The following is a 22238-nucleotide window of genomic DNA, read 5'->3' on the forward strand; positions in this document are numbered from 1 at the left end:
CCTCTACCCCTACAGAACAGTGATTCGGAGAACGCAATGAAAACACAAAGACTAAAAAAGCTGGCGCTGGTTTGTGCCCTCGGATTTGCTTGTACCACTTTTGGCTCTATAGCAACCGCACAAGCGGCTGAACGCATCGCATTTATCCCGAAACTGGTCGGGGTTGGTTTCTTCACCAGCGGCGGTAAAGGTGCTGTCGATGCCGGTAAAGAACTGGGCGTCGATGTGACCTATGATGGCCCAACAGAACCGAGTGTTTCGGGTCAGGTTCAGTTAATCAACAACTTCGTTAACCAAGGCTATAACGCCATTGTCGTCTCTGCCGTTTCACCTGACGGCCTGTGCCCGGCGCTAAAACGTGCCATGCAACGTGGCGTCAAAATCCTAACTTGGGACTCTGACACCAAGCCAGAGTGCCGTTCGGTTTATATCAATCAGGGAACCCCGAATCAATTAGGGTCAATGCTGGTTGATATGGCAGCAAATCAGGTGAAAAAAGATAAGGCTAAAGTCGCATTTTTCTATTCCAGCCCGACAGTGACCGACCAAAACCAATGGGTGAATGAAGCGAAGAAAAAAATCCAGCAAGACCACCCCGGCTGGGAAGTGGTTACCACGCAATTTGGCTATAACGACGCCACTAAATCATTACAAACCGCGGAAGGTATTTTGAAAGCGTATGGCGATCTCGATGCCATTATTGCCCCTGATGCTAACGCTCTGCCTGCTGCTGCTCAGGCCGCTGAAAACCTGAAACGCGACAATGTAGCAATTGTCGGTTTCAGTACCCCGAATGTGATGCGCCCTTATGTTGAACGCGGCACGGTCAAAGAGTTTGGCCTATGGGATGTGGTGAACCAAGGCAAAATCTCAGTTTATGTTGCCAATGAGATGCTGAAGAAAGGCGACCTGAATGTTGGCGATAAAATTGATATCCCAAATATTGGTGTCGTCGAAGTCGTGCCAAACAGTGTGCAAGGCTATGACCATGAAGCCAAAGGCAACGGCATTGTATTACTGCCGCAGCGGGTCATTTTCACCAAAGAGAACATCGACAAATACGATTTCTAATCTCGGCGGCCCGCGGCGAGGTAGCCGCGGGCCACAATAGTATCTTTCACCTCCGTTTGGAGTAATTACAGATGGCTGATTTAGACGATATCAAAGACGGTAAAGACTTCGGAATTGGCGTACCGCAGAAAAATCCTGCTTTTACGCTAAAAGGCTGTGGCTCGCTCGATTGGGGTATGCAATCTCGTCTGGCACGGATATTTAATCCGAAAACCAATCGCACCGTGATGCTGGCGTTTGATCACGGCTATTTTCAGGGGCCAACCACCGGTTTGGAGCGGATTGATATCAATATCGCCCCGCTGTTTGACTATGCCGATGTCTTAATGTGTACCCGCGGTATTTTGCGCAGCATCGTACCCGCCGCAGCTAACCGCCCAGTGGTGCTGCGTGCATCTGGGGCTAACTCAATTCTGACAGAGTTATCCAACGAAGCTGTGGCTGTCGCGATGGAAGATGCTTTGCGGCTCAATTCCTGCGCCGTAGCAGCACAGGTTTACATCGGCACCGAGCATGAACATCAGTCAATCAAGAACATTATCCAGTTAGTTGACCAAGGCTTGCGCTACGGTATGCCAACCATGGCCGTGACTGGCGTCGGTAAAGACATGGCTCGCGACCAACGTTATTTCTCTTTAGCAACCCGCATTGCCGCCGAAATGGGTGCGCAGGTGATTAAAACCTATTATGTCGATAGTGGCTTTGAGCGTATTGTGGCAGGTTGCCCGGTGCCGATTGTCATTGCTGGCGGCAAAAAATTACCAGAGCGAGATGCACTGGAAATGTGCTATCAGGCAATTGATCAGGGCGCATCTGGCGTGGATATGGGGCGCAATATCTTCCAGTCAGAGGCGCCAATTGCCATGCTGAAAGCTGTGCATGCCGTGGTGCATAAAAACGAGAATGCAGAAACGGCTTATCAGTTGTTCCTCCATGAAAAAGGTTAATTCGAAATAGCTGCCGGCCTCGGCTGGCAAGCAATGACAAGGAGAAGGTTATGCATGTCACCCTCGTCGAAATTAATGTAAAAGATGACAAAGTTGCACAGTTTATTGAGGTTTTCCGTGCCAACCACTTAGGTTCTATCCGTGAGGCAGGGAATTTACGTTTTGATGTGTTGCAGGACGAGACTATCCCGACCCGCTTTTATATCTATGAAGCCTATATCGATGAAGATGCGGTAGCGGCCCATAAGAAAACACCGCATTATCTGAAGTGTGTCGAAGAACTGGAAGGGTTGATGACCGGCCCACGTAAGAAAACATCCTTTATTGGTCTGATGCCTTAACCGATACGGGCAGCACATGCTGCCCGCGCTCTCTCCCCAAAAATCCCTGAGAAACAAGGCATGAGCCGCGCTACTCTGATGGCTTTCCAAGCCGTTAAGCTGCTACTGATGGCTCATTCACAACCCGGTTACTGTGAATTAGGCCGTTTTGTGGCGGCAATTAATCTATGGAAGTCCATTAATGATTGTGCCTTTGCATATCGAAGCCAATTGATGGCGCAGATGCGTCAATGCTCTTCCCGACGCGGGCATACCAATGTATTGCAGCATATCCAAGGCTATTTCAGCATATCCAAGGCTATTTCAGCCACCAACTCAGTCCCCGACAGCTATCTTATGCAACAGCGGTATTTTGATCCTTATCCAGAAGTTTTGCGCTTAAGGTATGGGCATTAGCGTCATAAATACTCCGGTTATCAGATAACGCCTATCAGCAAAATGTTTTCTGTGCGCTATTCTTAGCGCCGAAGATAATGATTAGCAGCCTTTCTGCGGTATCACGCGCTATGTGCTGTGCTCTCCACTGTAAAACAGGAGTTTCTATGAATATCACTCATCGCCTGGTACTGGCTTTGGCTTTCTCAACCACCTTGCTTGCCGGCTCCGCCAATGCAAACAGCTTATTAGATTCAGTAAAAAGTGCGGCGGACCAGTACAGCAAATCAGGCGACAGCTCATCTTCACTGTCGTCGCTAACCGGTTTACTCAATGGTGGCGATAAAGGCTTGAGTGCTAGCACCATGACCAATGCCGCCGGTATATTGCAATATTGCGTGCAAAATAACGTGCTGTCTGCCAATGGCACTACAGCGATTAAAGATCAATTGATGAGTAAACTGGGGATCACCAGCACTGAAAATGCCAAGAGCCAAGACTATCAAGAAGGTTTGGGTGGACTGCTGAAAACCGGTGAAGGGAAGAGTTTGAATCTGAACGATCTCGGTAGCGAGCAAATCACAGAAAAAATCAAAACCAAAGCCTGTGATTTAGTATTAAAACAAGGTAAGTCATTCTTGTTAAATTAATACAATAATAAATAGCAAAGCGCGGCTTTTAGTCGCGTTTTTATTTATCAATATATTCTGATGAAATATCCCACGTTTAGTTTTCTCCTATTGCCTACTTAAGAAAATAATTCTATTGAATGAGTTAACTATGTCAGGGATATAAAAAATAGAGAGTCACCTTTTTATAGCATTATACTCCCCTTGATCGGGGAGTATTGGCATTATTCGCAACTATGTTAAATTGCTTTTTCTGATTCGATTGGTTTTTGATTGCGGCTGGTAGCCACTTTGAAGACCCAATAAATAAGGCTGGCGGCAACCAGTGAATTAATGGTTGGAATCCCCCACTCAGTCACTAGCCCCACAATACTGCCGACAATACTGGCAATAATCGCAACCCAGCCAATAACCGGTGTTTCATCTGGTAATTTTCCTTCCTGCCGGCTCTTGTCCAGAATGTTACGATGAGAGCGCAGGACATAGTAATCAACCAACATAATACCGATGATCGGTGGGAACACGACACCCAGTACTGTAAGGAAGTCCACAAAGCGGTCTAATATGCCCAGTACAGACAGGGTCGTTCCTAACACACCAATAACTAATGTGGTCAGTGTGTACTTCAGTTTCTTACCGGTTAAACCTTCAACGGCGTTAACAATACCGAGCGATGAAGAGTACAAATTGAGGTCATTAACCCTCAATGTGGAAAACACCACAACCAGCAAACCCGCTCCGCCGGCGGCCTGAGACATAATGGTCACAACATCCGCTGTGCCAAGAGTTTTGGCGATAAGGATAGCCAGACCGTTGACGATAAACTCCCCGGCAATAATGGTAAAAATAGTCACGCCAAGGACATGCTTACTGTTTTTGGAGTAGCGCGTCAGATCAGGCGTCATTAGGCTCGCCACAATGGCCCCCCCAACCACAATCGTGATACCGGCACTGATAGGAAGATGCTCACCGGGTGGTACTAACTGAATAATTTCATGGATATTATGACCTGATAGCGTAGTAATGGAGATATAAGCCACCAGCAAAATAAACATCGGAACAGCAATGCGAGCGGCAATACGCAGTGCTTTAAAACCAAAGGCGACTAAAATGGTCAACAAGGTGCCCGATAAAGCAGCAGCAAATCCGAACCCTAGTTTATGGCCTAGTGCAAAATCTAGCGATTTAGCAAAAATAGCATTTTGAATGCCAAACCATCCGAGTAGACTCACCGCCACAACAATCCCTATCAGTACAGATCCCAAACGACCAAAACCACACCAGCGAGCCAGTAGGCTACCGGAAATCCCTTCACGCATACCCGCCAAACCAAGACCGTAAGTGACTACGCCAAATATTATGCTGCCGATAAGGATCGCAGTGAATGCATCAGTTAGGGTCATAGAATTACCGAGCACTGCACCGAGCATAAATTGATCCAGCGCAGTCAGCATACCCATATGAACGATGGCGACACTTAAAAATGAAACCCTTTTATCCTGTGGCACTCGGCTCAATGGATAATCTTCAATTTTGATCACGATAAGGTGTACCCTTAGTTGTCAGATAAACTGGATCCCTTTTGCCACCAGTCGATCAGGAATATAATTATCCAAATGTGCAAATTTGCAAAACTCCTCAAATTGTTGCAACGTGTGGACATCAGATTTTTGATAAATAGTATATATTCTATTTTCTATCGTTTTAGTACTGATGTTATATATCTTGGCAATCTCTTTAACTGAGAATCTTTGTAGCATTAAAAATATAACGTCAAGTTCAGCCCGAGTGAATGTACTGCTATTAATTTCAGTCGTTAAAATACTGGGTTTTTGTTGGTTTATATATTTTAATGGAGATAACGTATTAAGTGGTTTGGCACTCCACATAACGCCAATGACTTCTTTTTTATCATTATAAATAGGTAGCTTTTCACTAATAAATGGTGTCAGCGTGTCTTTGCCATACCAATAATGTGTTTCTATTACGGTAACCCGGTTTTGTGATTCCTCCGTCCGTTTATCATGCTCTATAAACTCGGGAGAAAACTCAGCCCAGTGAGCAGGAAACTCATCATCCATTTTCCCCTCTATCTCAAAACTCAATGGTGTATTGGTATAGAGGTAAGCGGCCCTATTCATATAAATATGGCGGGAGTTTAGATCTTTAATGCCCCATGGCTCACTTAAGTGTTCCATCATGGCAATAAGGCCCTTGAAATAAATATCATTATTTTTATCGGGCAAATCCATTACGACCTCGCCGATCAAAAATGGGTTAAACTTCTTTTATCAGTTCTTTTGCCAGATAGTGCCGCGTATGCTTTTTGGCATACCCACCTAAATTACCATATACACGGTAACCTAACTTTTCATAAAAGCCTCTCGCCTGAAAATCGAAAGTGTCTACATAAGCCATATGACATCCACGCTTAATGGCTTCCTCTTCCGCTCCTTTCATTAATTGACGGCCATAGCCACTTTCACGATAACCGTCACTGACCCAAAGATATTGTACTTCAAGTCCGCCCCACCAAGTTCTGGCCACTAATCCCGCCACAATTTTATCATTGTCGTCGGTCACAGTGAGGAACAACGGGTGGATATCTACCGCTTGCGTTTTATGGTTATGTGTCCAAAGACCATCGATAACATATTCTTCGTCTAGTGGGTTTGGCGTATCCGTAACGTTGATATTCATTTTTGTAACATACCTTCCTATGCTAATAATTATAGTCAAATGAATGAATCCCAACTATCTGTAATATCATTTTCCTTAAAGTGTTACAAGAGTGGTTTTCACCCGTTCCCGCCATCATGTTAAGTGTTTATATTTATTGTGACAGAGCTAAAAAATATCAATACAAGTTGTAGGTGTAATCTATTTTTCTTGCTCTGCCTGCAAATGCTGATATCGCCTCACCAGGGCTTCATCGGGGAAACCTACCATAATTTACGGCTCCACCCGTAGAGCAAGACTAACTTGCCAGAGGGAGGAGCCGCTCATCAATACACCAATCCATAAATCTTACTACTTAATATCTGCTTCATCGAAAAACCAGTAGCCCTGATTGACCAGCTCGGTTAACTCAGCAACAAAAGCAGGATTGTTGAGTGACTCACCCAGTTCCTTTTTCCCAATAAGGGTGTGGCGGCACAGCGCGTCAGCCGCTTTAGGATCGACAGTGTCCAAGCACTCATTGTTGATGAAGACACTGTCACCAACTTGCAGCACTCGCAACCCACCAAGGCGCGTCAATGCATCTCCTTGCATGAGGGCGTCAACAATCTCACTCGGCTCATAAGGTGGCTCCGCCGGCGCGATATCAAGCTCATGGCGCGGCGTGGTTACGAAGCGGCCAAACCACTGTTTAAACTCTTCCGGCTGATTAATCATGTCGATCATCATGGTACGCACACGATCGAGTTCATAATCTTCCACCCGCCCAGGATGTTCCCGACAGGTTAAATCGGGGTCGCTATAGTGCTCACTGCCAAGATCGTTCTCCAGCACATAGTCAGCAAAACTACTGATGAGATCCCTGCCGTTTGGCCCACGAAAACCGACTGAGTAGTTAAAGGCTGTTTCATGAGTAAAACCGTCGTGTGGGAAGCCTGGCGGAATATATAAAATGTCGCCGGGTGCTAAATCTTCATCAATGATCGGTGTGAAAGGTTCAACGTGAAGTAATGCCGGATGCGGGCAAAACTGTTTCAGAGGCAACTTATCACCCACGCGCCAACGGCGGCGGCCCATCCCTTGAATAATAAAAACATCATATTGATCGATATGTGGCCCAACACCGCCGCCAGGAACAGAAAAGGAGATCATTAAGTCGTCTAAGCGCCAATCCGGTAATACCCGAAATGGGCGCACCAGTTCGGCTGACGGAGCATGCCAGTGATTAACCGCCTGCGCCAATAATGACCAGCCGGTTTCACCCAGATTATCAAAATGTTCAAAAGGCCCATTACTGGCCTGCCACTGACCATTTTGATGACTGACCAAACGGCTATCAACCTCCGCTTCCATCGCCAGTCCCGCCAGTTCATCCGGCGTAATAGGATCAACAAAGTTCGGGAAGGCATTTTTTAATACCACAGGTTGTTTTTGCCAGTACTTTTCTAAAAATTCGGGCCAGTTAAGATTCAGTTGATAAGCCATGCTTTCACACCAGTAAGAAAAAAACGGGCCTGATTATAAAGTGGCTAATACCCAAACCGCCTTGTCATTGGTCAAGGCGAAACGAATCTTGGCGAACGGTGCTCTGGCAATAAGGAGATAGTCACAGTGCGCTGGTTTTCTCTTTGCAGATCACATGTTTTGGCTGCCGCTATTCCCTCATAAAAACTGCGCGTTATTATTCACGACGTAAATCCCTTTCAACTCATGCAGGGGTTTGATGCTGGGAATGTTTGGGATGATTGCATTCACCGCCTTGATATCGATAACCAATGCCATGCACAGTTCGAATCAATACGGGATTCACTGGGTCAAGTTCAATGGTTTTGCGCAACTTGGAAATGTGCTGATCCAATGTCCGGCTCTGCGGTAAATGGTCGTATCCCCATACGGCATCAAATAGCATATCCCGGGTCACGACTCGATTTTTGTGCTGATAAAGATAACGCAGAATATTGACTTCGCGCAGTGATAACTCAAGACGTTGCTCGCCTCGGGTAGCGCACAGCTCAGTAGGAATAACAGTCAAATCTCCAAACGGGAAACCCGCATCTTCTTCAGAGAGCGGTGCCTGTCGTAGGCAACGACGAGCAATAGTTTTAATTCTGGCGCGCATCTCATGAATACCAAAGGGTTTACTGATGTAATCATCTGCTCCCAGCTCTAATCCAATCACTCGATCAATCTCTTCATCCTTAGCTGACAGAAAGACGATAGGTATCTGCCAGTTGTGTTTGCGGATCTCCCGACAGACTTTGTAGCCATCAAGCTCCGGCATCATAATATCGAGAATAATAAAATCGGGCTGCTGTTGACGGTATAGCGCCAGTGCCTGAACCCCATTTTCGGCTGCAATAGGGTGATAGCCTTCATGCGCTAAAACCTCCATCAGGCCGTTGCGGATATGGGCATTATCTTCAGCAATTAATATTTTCACGTTGATGGCTCCTTGCCTATATTGGTTTTTTCATCCGGTGTCATGGGCAGTTTAAGGGTAAAACAGCTACCCGTCGGGCCACTGCTGACTAAAATTTCGCCCTGCAAACTGGTCGCCAACTGTCTGGCAATGGTGAGCCCAATACCGGTCCCTGATACGCCTTCAGTAATGTGGCTTTTCACTCGATAGAAGGGCTGAAAAATAGCTTTCAATTCTTTCGCAGCCATACCGCTGCCGTAGTCTCGCACCCGGATCAGCACCCTGTTGTCGGCCTGTTCAGCAATCAATTCCACCCGCTTTCCCTGCGCTGCATATTTTTCAGCGTTACTGAGAAAATTACTGATAATTTGCGTCAGCCGATCGACATCGGTCGTGAGGTGAATATCGCCATTAACTATTAACACCAACTCCATATCTTTCGCGGCAAAAGCGGGAGTAAAAGCATGGTAAATATCGTTTAGCAATGGGCGCAACACCACGGGCTGTAAGTGTACTTTTGGCACATTGGTAAAACTGAGGATATTTTGAATAAGGCGGGAGAGCCGCTGGCTTTCATTAAGGATCACTGCAAGATAGCGCTGACTAGGGCTAGAAGAGGTGCTCTCCTCCGGCTGTAATTCCTGAAGCATTTCGGCATACAGAGAAATATTGGTCAATGGCGTTTTTAGCTCGTGAGAAACCTGCCCGACAAAACTGACCTGCTGCTGTGCAAGGCGCAACTGACGGGTATATTCCCGGTAAAGGTATAACATCGCCAACCCGATAATCGCCATCAGAAACCCCAACATCAGCCCACCCCAGAGGTAAAGAGAGGAGCTGTTCACCGCTTTGGCGTAATAATCTATCTGCCAGGCGTTCAGTGGGTAAGGCAAGTGTTGGGAGTTCAATGCAACCCGATCACTCGTCAACGTTTGATGATCATTTTGGTAGAGTAAGCGCCCATCATCCAGCACCTGCAATGTATTCGGTGCAGAGTCAAAATCCAGTGAGTTAATCACATCAGACAGTAGCTTGACGTAGGGGACCTTAAAACCAATAAGCTGGCTGCCCTGTTGTTGCCAATAAATGAGCAAGGGATCGTTCGCTTCACGGCTAAAGTACCAGCCGGAGGTGGGTTGGGTCTGTTCGTCGGTGAAATGGTGACTGTAGAGTAAACTCGGATCCTGCACGATAGGAGTGATGGCCTGCACCCAGCTTTTTTCCTTCTCCGTTAATGCCGCCTCGGTATTGGGAAACAAAAGCTGATTTTTCTTCAGCACGAACAGAGCATCAATGCCGCTCTCCTGCGCAACTAATGCGTTGAGCGTTTTGCTGTCTACATTAACATAAGAAGCAATCGAGCTAAGGCGCACTGCATTTTGATTTAGCAGGTCCAAAATAAAACGACTGACTTGCTCAGTATGGCTTTGAGCTAAACGTTGATTTTGATAATGACGTAATAAGGTTTCATGGGTCAGAGTACGATAGCCAAAATAAGCAATCGCGGAAAAAATCACTAATGTGATAAACGCAAAAAGAAACAGACTTCTCGACGATTTCATGTTCCATCCCATGGAGATACTGAGCCAACCCACTGACTCAGTATTAAAGTTAACTGTTACTTCTGCTGCTGTTTGACGTTGTAGTTCTGCTCTTTTAATTCTTTACGGTAGGTGGCGGCATCTTTACTGTCAATATCCTCCGCCAGCTTGAGTTGTTTAGTGGTGCTCTCTCTCACTTTTCTCTCGGCGACAGGGCTGGAGAATGACATAGAACCTAATGCAGCAGCATTGGATTCTAATACTTTCTTCGCCTCCTCCTTATTCCCTGCATCGATAAGCCTGATGGCTTCGTCATTGGCAAGCGCCGTTTTTTGAATCTCTGACTCGGCCAAGACCTCTTCTAAAACGGCATCACTCACCTTAGCTACCGATTTGCTGTAGCTGACGATAACCCGCTCATTGATATTATTTTGCTGCTTGCTGCTGAGATTAAGGTAACTGACACTGACATCGGCGAGATTTTTTTTCTGATTATCACTCCCCTTCTCTGGTATTACTTCCAGCAGAATGTATTTCTCCTGATTGGAGTAAAGCTGGTTTAGTTTCACATTAACGGTGTTACCAGAGATATCGCCGTCACGGCCTAGCAACCGGACCGGTTTCACTTGATTGTTGGTCTTAATCTGGACGATGACATCTTGCGCCACCACCGACATCACATCCTGAAACTCTTTAGTAAAAGCACTTTCTAAATCGGCAGAGTTGGCCACGAAAGAGTGATTACCATCACTGTAGCCAGCAATAGCCGTCATCAGGTCTTCGTTGTAGTCTTCGCCCAAACCGATAGTGGTGATGGCAATCCCCTTCTTCGCGGCCATACGAGCCAGATCAGAAAGCTCACTGATTGAGGTTGGGCCGGTATTCGCCTGACCGTCAGACAACAAAATGATGCGGTTCACTTGTTCAGGGTTCAGGTTTTTATCCACCTGGCCGATACCTTTGCTGACACCGGCAAATAAGGCTGTCATTCCCATTGGGTGGATATGCTGTTGAATCTTGGCAATCAAAGCGGGTTTATTACTGACTTTGGAGGCCGGAATAATCACTTGTGCGTTGTTATCATAGGCCACCACCGATAGCGTATCAGTCGCATCAAGCATATTGACTGCCAGAATTGCAGCCTCTCGCGCCTTCTCAATACGGTCCCCCGTCATTGAGGTAGAGCGGTCAATCACCAATGCCAGATTAATGGGGCTACGACGTTTGCTGTCGAGATTAAAACCCGTCAGAGATACTTTTAGGTAGTTTTTATCTTCACTGTTGACCAACATCACTGGTGCTGAAAGTTCTGATTTAACAGTGACGGCTGGCGTAGCTACCTTGGCCATGACAAATAGCGGGAGTAGAAATAATATGAATAAAGTTATGGCCTGTTTTATTCTCACGACCTGTTTTATTAACATGATAAAACCTCTTGTGCAGGACTCTAGGAGTAGTGCAGCGATTATTCATCTTATCATGCGTCGAGTTGTCTGTTTGCTGTATAAAGTTGTCAAAAGTTTGTAAAACAAAGCGATATCAATATTTGGCTGACTGAATTTAAAACCCAAATCAGTTCTATTTAAAAATAAGGGCCTCACCCATAGAAAGCCCTTTATATTATTTTGATTAGTATCCTTCAATCGGCAGGTTTAGCTACCAGAAGTTTTGGTGCAATACAGCCTTGTCCACCCAGAAACTCGCATCAAGCTGATAGACACACAGTGGGATCGCTGCCTGAAGGCGCTGTTAGATGGTCAAGCTGACCTAGCGCTGACTGCGGGCCAGCCATCGTTGAGTACATTTAATTCAACACTGCTGTTTTCTGATAAATTTTACCTGCTGTGCCATCGCAATCATCCATTAGCACGACTCGAAATGGTAGATATTGCTGACATTGGTCAGTATCCCTTTATTGGTTTTTGTCCGGGAACCCGTATTCGTCAGCATACCGATAGATTGTGTGATGGCAGAGAAGGATTCAATTATCAAATGGAAGTACGACAACTCACCACGATGATGGGATTGATTGCTGCCAATTACGGCGTCAGTATTACGACTGGCCTCACTCTATTCCAGTTCCGCCATAAAGATATCGCCATCATTCCATTTCGCGATCTTGTACTGGAAGCACATAAAGAGATAATATTTCTCTTTATGTGCTCGGAGAATGGTCACCACCGGGTCTGAAAAGCCGAGTTTTCGATTTGCGACTGTCGGGCTGCCCTGTTCTGGCAAAAGAGTGGTAGAATCACAGCGTTAACTCACTAAACAGTAAGAATGAATGACTGTCGAAACGCAACTTAATCCTACACAGCCCGTAAATCAGCAGATTTATCGAATTCTTCGTCGGGACATCGTGCATTGCCTTATTGCACCGGGCACGCCGCTTTCTGAAAAAGAGATTTCTGTCCGTTTTAGTGTGTCTCGCCAGCCGGTGCGTGAGGCATTTATCAAACTGGCGGAGAACGGTCTGATCCAAATTCGTCCTCAGCGCGGCAGCTATGTAAACAAAATTTCGTTATCGCAGGTGCGTAACGGCTGTTTTGTTCGTCAAGCAATTGAATGTGCAGTTGTTCGTCGTGCAGCATCGATGATAACCGACAGCCAATGCTACCAACTGGAGCAGAATCTTAACCAGCAACGCGTTGCCATCGACCGCAAGCAGATTAATGATTTTTTCGAGCTAGATGATGATTTTCACCAGCAACTAGCAACTATTGCTGACTGCCAATTGGCATGGGACACCATCGAAAACATTAAAGCGACAATTGATCGAGTCCGCTATATGAGCTTGGATCATGTTTCCCCGCCAGAGATGCTACTGCGCCAGCATCTGGACATTTTTACTGCCCTTGAAAAGCATGACGGTGATGCAGTAGAGCGAGCAATGACAATACATCTGCAGGAGATCAGTGAGTCTGTTCAGTTGATTCGTCAAGAAAACAGCGACTGGTTTAGCGAAGAATAATGGCATTAATACCGCCCAAAGGCGGTATTTATCATCTGCTGATTACAGCTTTGCGGCATATTTTGCAACGGTCGCTTTTGCGCCTTCCGCCAAAAGTAACAGATACGCCTCTTTCACTCTCTTCGTGAACAGTTCAATGTGCGGAAGTTGATTGCCAAAAATTGCATCAATATCCAGCAGTGCCTGAACACGGTTTTCACCTTCGTCACTTTCTTGTACCACTTTTTGAATCACTGGTAGCAGAGGATCACTGATTTCAATTGCATGGCCTTGTTCATCTACCCCACCGACATAACGCATCCAACCCGCGACCCCCAGAGCCAGCAACTCGAAACCGCTATTATGTGCCAAATGCCAGCAAATAGAGTCCAACATACGTTGAGGAAGCTTTTGGCTACCGTCCATTGCTATTTGCCAAGTGCGATGGCGTAGCGCTGGGTTACAGTAACGATCAATCAGCAGATCAGCATAACGCTCAAGATCCACCCCCTGTACTTTCAGCGTCGGGGCCTGTTCTTGCAGCATTAATGCTCGCGCGGTCAGACGATAATTTTCGTCACCCATACAGTCGTTAATATGTTGATAGCCCGCCAGATACCCCAGATATGCGAGAAAGGAGTGACTTCCGTTGAGCATGCGCAATTTCATCTCTTCAAAAGGAATAACATCAGCGACCAGTTCTGCACCTGCTTTTTCCCACTCAGGGCGGCCCGCGACAAAATTATCTTCAATTACCCACTGACGGAATGGCTCACATGCCACACCCGCGGGATCTCGAACGCCGGTTAGTTGCTCAATTTTATCCAGTGTGTCTGCCGTTACCGCTGGCACAATCCGATCAACCATCGTGGAAGGGAAAGTGACGTTCTGCTCGATCCACGCCGCTAATTCAGCATCAATGGCACGGGCATAAGCGGTGACCACGTTACGCACGACATGACCATTTTCAGGCATGTTGTCGCAGGACATTACGGTAAATGCCGGTAAACCTGCCGCTTTACGGCGTGCCAGTGCTTCAACCACCACGCCGAGTGCCGTTTTTGGTTGCTTGCGGTTTTGTAGATCAGCTGCGATCATCGGATGATCTAACATCAATTGACCGGTTGCCGGGGAATGACAGTACCCTTTCTCCGTAATTGTCAGCGACACAATAGCAACCTGCGGTTCGCACAGCGCATTCAGTACTGATTCCAATCCATCAACTTCTGCATGCAGCGCATTCGTCACCACGCCAACCACTCTTGCTGTCCACGCATCCGCCGACATTTCCGCTACGGTATAAAGGTTATCCTGCTGTTTCAGATCAGCAATCTGCTGTTCACCGCCGATCAAGTTAATTTCGCAATAGCCCCAGTCGCTGTGGTGCTCAGTAGCCAGAATATCGGTATACACTCCTTGGTGAGCACGGTGAAATGCACCAAAACCAAGATGAACAATACGTGGAACCAGCTTAGTGCGATCATAGCCAGGAAGTGTCGCCTTTGCCGTTAAGAGCTTGTTTTGCATTGTATGGCCTACTTTATAATGAGTCAGGACGTCTTTAGGGAAACGCCTTTATGGTTACATGTACAAATTTGAATGACGTTTTTCGTCATGGGCATAACATCATTTTTAAGTTATATGCCCCCCTAACTTTCCATCAGGGGGGCACTGTATTAACTCAACGTTGTAGCCGACTTGGCTGCTTTAGCCACCGTATCATCCGCGTCGCACCACAGTGCGTCATAAGAGTAACCGGTTAAATCTTCAACAATCCGCCGAGTCTCTGGTTCTACATCCTGTTTCAGGCCATGAGCTTTCAAACGGTCCACTTCATCAACAAAGATTTTGTGCGTGCGTTTGTTCAAGTGGAATGTCACCGCCTGCCATAGTGCCAGCAGCAGTAAACCTGCGGTTCCGGCAAACAATAGTGTTGCGATGGTGTTGATCGCCTGCTCAGGCTGCACCAAACTCCCCTTCTCAAATCCACCATTCTGTAGCATCAGACCCACAATGAAGGTGGCGATGGCAACCGTCGTTTTACGCGAGAAAGTCATCACCGCAGCAAACAAACCTTCGCGGCGCTGGCGAGTGATCATCTCATCAATATCTGGAATGAAAGGAAACACGTTCCACGGGGTGAACTCCAACACACAACGACCAACTTGATACAACGCCGCCAAAATCAACAACACCGTCACTTTGTTTCCCATCGGGAACTGGTAAACCATGAACAAACCGGCCAGGCACAACATCATCAATGTGTATGCGAAGACATACAGACGAGAAGGACCGTATTTAATGATAGCCACCCCCGCTAACAAAGTGACCGGCAGACCAACAATACTCATCGACAGCAGCGTACCGGCCAGCGATGAAGAAACATTCAGGCAGTAAACACAGAAGAAAACAAACACCGTGTTGTAGACATCTTTTGCGGTAAAGGAAAACAGATATATGGCCAGATGTTTTCTGAAGGCGCGAACCTTTAATGTCGAACCATATTCCTTAAATAGCCCCCCAACCATGACTAATTTTTCACTGAACGTTTTTGGCTGATTGCTGCGTTCCAATTCTTGCAACATCTCCGGAGTTAATTCGCGCTCCCATGTTACTTTCCAAGAAATAAACACACACAGCATGAACAGAACCGCAAAAACTACGCCATTAATAAAATAGGCATTTGGATCGTGCTCACCAAAATGACCAATTAACAGACCAGGAATAAAGGTGGCCAGAAATGTACCTGATGCAGAGAGGAACATACGGCAAGTCGAGAGTTTAGTTCGGGAATTAAAATCCTTCGTCATTTCCGAGGGCAGAGTCTCCCATGGAATTAACACTACTGCTGCAATGATTTCGAATGCCAGATATACCGTAAGGTAAAACCAGAAACTCATTCCAGTTACCCACAGCAAAATATAAACCAGCATTAATGGCGCGCCGATAAGTAAAAAGAAGCGCCTTCTGCCAAATCTTTTACCCAATGCATTTTTATAAAAGTGGTCAGTAAAAGATCCCATAAATAAACTGACAATGGCATCAACGATCCTCGCAATCGCGACAATTGACGCCGCCTCGACCGGAGATAAACCGACAAAGGTGGTATAAAAGAAAAGTAACCAGGCGCCAATAACGGTAAATGCGCCGCCACCCATAATATCCGTCAGACCATATCCAATACTGACCGGAATGGTAATTTTGCGGTTGGTACGAGTCATGTTCTATCCTCACAGGGAAGAGTATTAGAAGTTGAAATAGTTATTAGCGTTAGCGTGACAAATGTTTCTGATCATTCGCGTCAGAACTTCTTTATTATTTGGTATTTCACCTTTCTCAACCCACCCACCGATAAGGTTGCAAAGGATCCTGCGAAAATAGTCATGTCGGGTATAAGAAACGAAACTGCGGGAATCGGTCAGCATGCCAACGAAATGCATGAGCAACCCTTGGTCAGCAAGACTATTAAGCTGATTTTCCATACCCCGACGCGTGTCGTTAAACCACCAGCCTGAACCAAACTGCATCGGAGATTTCACCCCATGCTCTGCACTCTGGAAATTAGCGATAGTTGTCGCAACAACATCGTTGTAACTGGCATTAAGGTTATAAAGGATGGTTTTTGGCAACGCGTTTGCTTGTACCATCGCGTCCAACAATTGATTAAGGGATGATGCCAGATGCACTTGATCGTTTATCGAATCAAAACCGGAATTAATCCCCACTTGCTGACACATTCGGCTGTTATTATTACGAATGGCACCAAAATGAATCTGCATAGCCCAATTTCTAGCTTTGTAGTGCGCGGAGAGCATGATGAAAATAGCGCTATTGAGCTGTATTTCTTCCTCGTCAGTCAGAGATTGCCCCCCGGCTTTACGAGAAAAAAGAGAGTTCACATCTTCCGGCGAACAAACTTTGTATTGAATATTTAGCGGGCCATGGTCGGAAATACGGCAACCCACTTCATGAAACCAGTCAATACGTTTACCTATTGCATCGGAAAATTGATTAAAGGTATTTATCCTGACGTCAGTTAACTGAGCGAGTTTTTTAATAAAGAGGGCAAATTCAGTCGCTTTTTCATTAAAAACATCATCGGGCCGAAATGTCGGTAATACCTTAATTAAAAAGGTTTGATCCTGCTGTAACAGGCGATGATATTCCAGAGAGTCCAGCGGAGCATCGGTCGTACAAATAACCTCGACATTTGACCGTTCCATAAGGCGGCGCGGTTTAAAATCACTGTGCTTAATAAGCCGGTTACAGTGCGCCATAACTTCACGCCAGTTCTGACTATCGAGATTTATATTGCAGTCAAAGTATTTACTCAGCTCTAAGTGCGTCCAGTGATAAAGCGGGTTACCGAATGCGGCCTCCACGGTTTCAGCCCAAGCACGGAATTTCTCTTCTGCGCTGGCGTCTCCAGTAATAAAGCGTTCATTAATACCGTTAGCGCGCATTGCTCGCCATTTATAATGGTCGCCCGCTAGCCAGAGTTGGGTAATATCTTCAAATGATTTATTTTCGTAAATATCTTTTGCTTCAAGATGACAATGATAATCGATGATCGGCAGATCTTTTGCGACGTCCTGATACAGCCGAACACCGACTTCATTGCCGATCATGAAATGATCGTTAATGAAGTCCATGTTTATTCTCCTGTATTCACTACTGAATCGTTAATTACCAGTTCCACAACGTGCCATCTTCCAGACGGGCCACGGGTAAATGGGCTGGTTCATACGGATATTTCGCTGCCAGTTTTTCATCGAACTCAATACCGAGGCCTGGCTTATCTCCCGGATGCATATAGCCGTTATCAAACGTCCAGTTGTGTGGAAAGACTTCCAGCATTTGTTCGGAATATCCCATGTATTCCTGAACACCGAAATTGGGTACCCACAGATCAAAGTGCAGAGCAGCAGCCATGCAAACTGGAGAGAGGTCGGACGGGCCATGCGAACCTGTACGAACCTGATATAAGGAGGCGAAGTCAGCAATACGGCGCATGCCGGTGATACCGCCTGCGTGGGTAATCGTGGTACGGATGTAGTCAATCAGTTGTTCTTCAATCAACTGCTTGCAATCCCATATGCTGTTAAAGACTTCACCAACAGCGATTGGGGTGACGGTATGCTGACGGATCAAGCGGAAACACTCCTGATTTTCAGCAGGTGTCGGATCTTCCATCCAAAATAGCCGATAGTCCTCGATGCTCTTACCAAAACGCGCAGCCTCAATGGGCGTCAGGCGGTGATGCATGTCGTGCAAAAGGTGCTCATTAAAGCCGAACTCATTGCGTACGGCTTCAAACAGTTTTGGTGTAAAGTCGAGGTACTTCTCGGTTGACCACAACTGTTCTTCCGGCCATTGCCCCTTGGTTGCAGGCTCGTAAGCCAGCCCTTTCCCCTTCGACATACCGTAAGTCGTTTTCATGCCCGGAACACCGCACTGCACGCGGATTGCTTTAAACCCCATCTCTTTATGACGTGCGTAATCTTCCAACACATCATCAACGGTATGGCCGGTGGTATGGCAATAAACCATAACCCCCTCGCGGGATGCACCACCTAACAATTGATACAGTGGCATATTGGCCGCTTTCGCTTTGATATCCCACAGCGCCATATCGACAGCAGAGATAGCCGACATGGTGACTGGACCACGACGCCAGTAAGCGCCTTTGTAAAAGAACTGCCAGATATCTTCGATACGATGCGCATCACGGCCGACAAGCTGAGGACACAGGTGATCTTTCAGGTACGACGCAACAGACAGTTCACGCCCATTCAACGTCGCGTCACCTAAACCGGTAATACCATCTTCGGTCGTAATTTTCAGGGTGACAAAGTTACGCCCTGGACAGGTGACAAAGACTTCAGCCGCTACAATCTTCATTTTTTGTTCCTTACATCTCTTTTGCGATGTAAAGAATTTACTCAACTCGCATACTACCATACAAGTATGATCACGATAAAATCGCTAGCTGATCACAAAAAACCGTTACTTCTGCTTAGTGAACAACATCAATACACACTATTGCTATGTGGGTTGGTGCCCCGTGGAATAAACAAAAAGGCCATTCCCGCAATGACAGGAACAGTGAGTCGGTTGGCGGGTCTCATCCGCGATGGAAACTTCGTTCGCCCTAGATGCATTGGAACATGCGATGTGGGCCAGACACATGAACGGGGCCATCCATCACAGCAACAAAGGGTCATAATATGTGTCGCTGCCTTATACACAGCGACTGAGTGACGTAGAGTGGCAGCCTGATTACTCAGGCAAAAATACTCTCCAGGAAAACCGGAGCGCTTTAATGTGTATGTTTCAATCTGAGAAAAGCCTTTTTGCTTCCTTCGTTAATCACGTCTCCAAGCGTAAAATACCAATACTATTGAATGTACTGTTCACATTTTAGCGAACCGTCCAGGCAGGGCTGAAGTCCTCTTCTTCAAACAGTTCGGTAAGCCCGCTTATCTGTTTCAGACGCAGAACCTCGTCTCTGTCCATACCCAGTTCCTGACCAATACGCTCATCCGTCCATCCGAGCCGAGCTAGGTCCCTGACAATATCTGACATGGACATTATTTGATGTTTTCCCCTGGCACGGTTATGCCTGATGGTAGAAGCTATCCGCTCAGCCTGTCCCTTCCGTTCAGGATTGATACAGGTGACAGGAAGCCAACCTTTCAGACGCTCTCCTGCTCCGGACTCGCGTCTGCCCAGTAACTGTCGGTGAAAACCATCCACAACCAGATAATTCCCTTTATCTTCGGAGACTACGACGGGCTGAGTAAAGCCGTCCTCCTGCAGTGAGCGCTGTAGTAGTTTTTTCTCACCTGCCGCCATAATGTTGGGATTGTAATCATTGGCCACTACTGCATCGGCTTTCACCCATAGCACTAGGTCTACTGGCTCCCGGGTAAAAGGACTGAGTTCATGAAGTGTTGTACGGAGATAATTCATGGCAGCGACCTTTTCTTCATCAGATTCATGCTGGCTGAAATACCGGGTAATTAATTCGGCTATCTGCTCCAAGGTCACATTATCCCCCATTCTTTCCTCCTTTGTTTCATACGCTCCCGATAACGTTCGTAATGCCGGGGTTTATTAGGGCTAAAGGACAGAGTCCGGCACCAGAAATCATTTTTAATCAACGTCTTGCATATTCGCCGCCAGGAGGGGATATCCTTGCTTCTCAGATCATTATCCTGTTCATCTGGAATATCGTCCGGGTAACCGTGCGTTTGAGACCAGCGCAGATATACCGCTATCTTGTTCCGGTAATGTTCAGCCGTTTTTTCTGGCATGGCATTCAGCAGAAACATGGCATAGCTGCGCCAGGTATGATGTGCCGGTTTGGAGATACGTTTGCGCAAGGCAAAATAAGCGCCACTTTCATTGGCATAGATAGCCCCGCTGACCGCTCCGGATACACGGGCACACATTCTGCCCCAAGTCTCCGGCTCCAGAACATGGTAAAGCCATAGTCCAAGGCGCTGTTCGGGTCCAAACGGTTCACAGACACGCATATTACGCAGGGGAACACCGGCCCTATACATCAGATCATACAACGGATTATAAATAGCACCTGTTCGGGCGTGATAAATCCAGATGTCCCGGGCTTTCCAGTCATACAGAGGATACATCGTATAATAAAAGCCCGCGGGCGAGGCGGTGGTCCAAGGTTTGTCATCCGCATAGCGAAGCTTACGCTGGCAAGTAAGGCCTAGAAACCTGTTCAAGGATTCATCCGCACGAACACCGGTCAGCACAGCTACACCACACTGATTCTGCGTGAACCAGGCTGAAAATGCCGGGATAAACTCTTCAAATGTCATGGCATATCGATAAAAGGGAAAATATGTCATATCGGTAATGGCATCTTCCGGTGGCTGCCGAACCCACTCCATGTCCGGTTCCCAGCACACCCACTCGGGTTGAAACTGTGAAACGCCGTTCACAGTAGTCAGTGGGAGTGCCACCCAGAAAAATGTCTCCGTCACATCACGGTGCAATTCCTGCATTTTCTGCACATGTTCAATTGTGTTCTGATACTGCGCCTCCCAGTCGATAAACAGAACAGAGAAACGCCGACGTTTCCTGCGGGCAATCGTGGCGACGAGATGAAACAGAACGGTTGAGTCTTTACCGCCGGAAAAAGACAGGCAAACCTGAGAAAAGGTATCGAATATCCACTCTATACGGCAGGTTACCGCTGACAACACATTCTCGCCAGCTCTGATTTTCTGTATATGATTACGTTCCATCATGGAGTTGTCTGATACGAATTCAAAAGAGTCGTTTTCCTGTTATTTTTTGATAAAGTTTTTCTTATTTATTAACTCATTTATCACTAAGATGACAATACAAAATTTAATTTTATCAACAAGAATTGAACCCGCCCGTAAATTTTTAAATTTTGCTTTATGTACAGGTGGTATTTGCCGTACGGTCAAATAGTTCCTTTTAATAAGTTAATTTTCAGTGTTGATATATAGCATTTTTTAAAGGTGGTATTTATATGTCCTGATACAGTAAGCAATGCGGAATATATAAAAACATATTAAGGATAAGATATGATCAGAGATATATTTCGACCCACCCTAGAGTGTGTCCCTTAACTATTTTTTGTTCAATCTAGCACATGGTTTAACTGCAAAAGCCCTTCAATTTGGCTCGTTACGATTTTCCGAATGATACTTGGGCGCTGATTTCACGCATGCTACCACCTGAAAAAGGCACTTCCAGAGGCGGACGCTCCAACTTTGCACACAAGCACGTCATGAATGGTATTTTGGGGTTCTTTGCTCCGATGTTCCATGGCGAGGTTTAGCCGAACGCTATGGTCACTGGAAAACTATTTTCAACCGCTTTCATTGGTGGTCTAAAACCTGAAAAATAAATAGTATTTTCAATAAATTACTACATATTTTGGATGAAACGTCGTTAATTGACTGGGGTGTTATCGCACCTGATGGCAGTAACATTTGAGCACTGAAAGCGGCAGTCGGATCGAAAAAAATCCCGATGAACCCGATAATCATGAGCTAGGTCGCTCTCGCGGCGGTATTGGCACAAAAATCCATCTGGCGACAGATGCCGCAGGTTTACCCCCCAGCTTCTGCTTGAGCGGTGGGCAGGCCCACGAAAGTCAATATGCGAAAACCTTACTCAACCGGATTGGTATTATTCATACAAGTGGTTGTCTGAAATCCCGCCCAAAAGCGGTGCTGGCGGATAAGGGAGCCTCTAGTAACAGTTTTGTACTCATCTGAAA

21 protein-coding genes are annotated in these 22238 nt (G+C 46.3%); 8 read left to right on the plus strand and 13 right to left on the minus strand.

Going from position 1 to position 22238, the window contains the following annotated elements:
• Nucleotides 1-36: 36 nt before the first annotated feature.
• The 5 genes from lsrB to ACIOG0_RS18860 all read left to right on the plus strand — a co-directional run bounded on the left by lsrB (nt 37) and on the right by ACIOG0_RS18860 (nt 3384).
• A complete protein-coding gene (lsrB, locus tag ACIOG0_RS18840; protein WP_050140907.1) occupies nt 37-1071 on the plus strand; it encodes an autoinducer 2 ABC transporter substrate-binding protein LsrB in 1035 nt (344 codons plus the stop codon).
• A 71-nt stretch (nt 1072-1142) separates the two neighbouring features.
• Nucleotides 1143-2018, plus strand: coding sequence for a 3-hydroxy-5-phosphonooxypentane-2,4-dione thiolase (gene lsrF, locus ACIOG0_RS18845; RefSeq protein WP_128451343.1), 876 nt, complete (start codon nt 1143-1145; stop codon nt 2016-2018).
• Nucleotides 2019-2068: 50 nt separating this feature from the next.
• Complete coding sequence (gene lsrG / locus ACIOG0_RS18850; protein WP_050099979.1) at nt 2069-2359, plus strand: (4S)-4-hydroxy-5-phosphonooxypentane-2,3-dione isomerase; 291 nt, start codon at nt 2069-2071, stop codon at nt 2357-2359.
• Nucleotides 2360-2419: 60 nt separating this feature from the next.
• Entirely contained in the window at nt 2420-2755 is a 336-nt protein-coding gene (locus ACIOG0_RS18855; protein WP_128451342.1) for a DUF1722 domain-containing protein, read from the plus strand.
• Nucleotides 2756-2901: 146 nt separating this feature from the next.
• Nucleotides 2902-3384, plus strand: coding sequence for a DUF2501 domain-containing protein (locus ACIOG0_RS18860; RefSeq protein WP_050099975.1), 483 nt, complete (start codon nt 2902-2904; stop codon nt 3382-3384).
• 218 nt (nt 3385-3602) lie between these two features.
• Here the strand turns inward: ACIOG0_RS18860 and ACIOG0_RS18865 are convergent, their stop codons facing one another.
• From ACIOG0_RS18865 to ACIOG0_RS18895, 7 genes are all read right to left on the minus strand, one after another.
• Nucleotides 3603-4904 carry a cytosine permease gene (locus tag ACIOG0_RS18865; RefSeq protein ID WP_050140909.1) on the minus strand — a complete coding sequence of 434 codons (1302 nt, stop codon included), beginning with the start codon at nt 4902-4904 and terminating at the stop codon, nt 3603-3605.
• 21 nt (nt 4905-4925) lie between these two features.
• Nucleotides 4926-5615 (minus strand): PAS and helix-turn-helix domain-containing protein, encoded by a 690-nt coding sequence (locus ACIOG0_RS18870; RefSeq protein ID WP_050099972.1) that lies wholly within the window; start codon nt 5613-5615, stop codon nt 4926-4928.
• Nucleotides 5616-5640: 25 nt separating this feature from the next.
• Nucleotides 5641-6063, minus strand: a complete 423-nt coding sequence (locus ACIOG0_RS18875; RefSeq protein WP_050099970.1) for a GNAT family N-acetyltransferase — start codon at nt 6061-6063, stop codon at nt 5641-5643.
• Nucleotides 6064-6393: 330 nt separating this feature from the next.
• A complete protein-coding gene (locus tag ACIOG0_RS18880) occupies nt 6394-7527 on the minus strand; it encodes a cupin domain-containing protein (RefSeq protein ID WP_145581855.1) in 1134 nt (377 codons plus the stop codon).
• A 223-nt stretch (nt 7528-7750) separates the two neighbouring features.
• Complete coding sequence (locus ACIOG0_RS18885; protein WP_050099966.1) at nt 7751-8482, minus strand: response regulator transcription factor; 732 nt, start codon at nt 8480-8482, stop codon at nt 7751-7753.
• A complete protein-coding gene (locus ACIOG0_RS18890; protein WP_128451340.1) occupies nt 8479-10023 on the minus strand; it encodes a cell wall metabolism sensor histidine kinase WalK in 1545 nt (514 codons plus the stop codon). Before ACIOG0_RS18890 ends, ACIOG0_RS18885 begins: the two co-directional genes overlap by 4 nt.
• 56 nt (nt 10024-10079) lie before the next feature.
• Entirely contained in the window at nt 10080-11426 is a 1347-nt protein-coding gene (locus ACIOG0_RS18895; RefSeq protein WP_087770181.1) for a VWA domain-containing protein, read from the minus strand.
• A 247-nt stretch (nt 11427-11673) separates the two neighbouring features.
• On the opposite strand from ACIOG0_RS18895, the gene ACIOG0_RS18900 reads away from it, so the two are divergent.
• Nucleotides 11674-12192 (plus strand): LysR substrate-binding domain-containing protein, encoded by a 519-nt coding sequence (locus tag ACIOG0_RS18900; RefSeq protein ID WP_230678361.1) that lies wholly within the window; start codon nt 11674-11676, stop codon nt 12190-12192.
• Nucleotides 12193-12286: 94 nt separating this feature from the next.
• Nucleotides 12287-12973 carry a GntR family transcriptional regulator gene (locus tag ACIOG0_RS18905; protein WP_050099961.1) on the plus strand — a complete coding sequence of 229 codons (687 nt, stop codon included), beginning with the start codon at nt 12287-12289 and terminating at the stop codon, nt 12971-12973.
• 42 nt (nt 12974-13015) lie between these two features.
• Here the strand turns inward: ACIOG0_RS18905 and ACIOG0_RS18910 are convergent, their stop codons facing one another.
• The 6 genes from ACIOG0_RS18910 to ACIOG0_RS18935 all read right to left on the minus strand — a co-directional run bounded on the left by ACIOG0_RS18910 (nt 13016) and on the right by ACIOG0_RS18935 (nt 21231).
• Entirely contained in the window at nt 13016-14479 is a 1464-nt protein-coding gene (locus ACIOG0_RS18910) for a mannitol dehydrogenase family protein (RefSeq protein ID WP_128451339.1), read from the minus strand.
• A 149-nt stretch (nt 14480-14628) separates the two neighbouring features.
• Complete coding sequence (locus ACIOG0_RS18915) at nt 14629-16173, minus strand: MFS transporter (protein WP_050099957.1); 1545 nt, start codon at nt 16171-16173, stop codon at nt 14629-14631.
• 24 nt (nt 16174-16197) lie between these two features.
• Entirely contained in the window at nt 16198-17604 is a 1407-nt protein-coding gene (gene uxaC, locus ACIOG0_RS18920; protein ID WP_128451338.1) for a glucuronate isomerase, read from the minus strand.
• 34 nt (nt 17605-17638) lie between these two features.
• The gene (rspA, locus tag ACIOG0_RS18925; protein WP_050295901.1) at nt 17639-18853 is read right to left on the minus strand and encodes a starvation-sensing protein RspA; all 1215 of its coding nucleotides are present in this window, start codon (nt 18851-18853) and stop codon (nt 17639-17641) included.
• 519 nt (nt 18854-19372) lie between these two features.
• A complete protein-coding gene (locus tag ACIOG0_RS18930; RefSeq protein ID WP_050140922.1) occupies nt 19373-20014 on the minus strand; it encodes a ParB/RepB/Spo0J family partition protein in 642 nt (213 codons plus the stop codon).
• Nucleotides 19999-21231, minus strand: coding sequence for a phosphoadenosine phosphosulfate reductase (locus tag ACIOG0_RS18935; RefSeq protein ID WP_128451337.1), 1233 nt, complete (start codon nt 21229-21231; stop codon nt 19999-20001). Before ACIOG0_RS18935 ends, ACIOG0_RS18930 begins: the two co-directional genes overlap by 16 nt.
• Nucleotides 21232-21948: 717 nt before the next feature.
• Here ACIOG0_RS18935 and ACIOG0_RS18940 point away from each other — a divergent pair.
• Nucleotides 21949-22236: a transposase gene (locus ACIOG0_RS18940; RefSeq protein ID WP_080991524.1), complete on the plus strand. Its 288-nt coding sequence runs from the start codon at nt 21949-21951 to the stop codon at nt 22234-22236.
• The last annotated feature ends 2 nt before the right edge of the window (nt 22237-22238 follow it).

This window comes from Yersinia vastinensis, from assembly GCF_044905075.1.
Classification (GTDB): Bacteria; Pseudomonadota; Gammaproteobacteria; order Enterobacterales; family Enterobacteriaceae; genus Yersinia; species Yersinia vastinensis.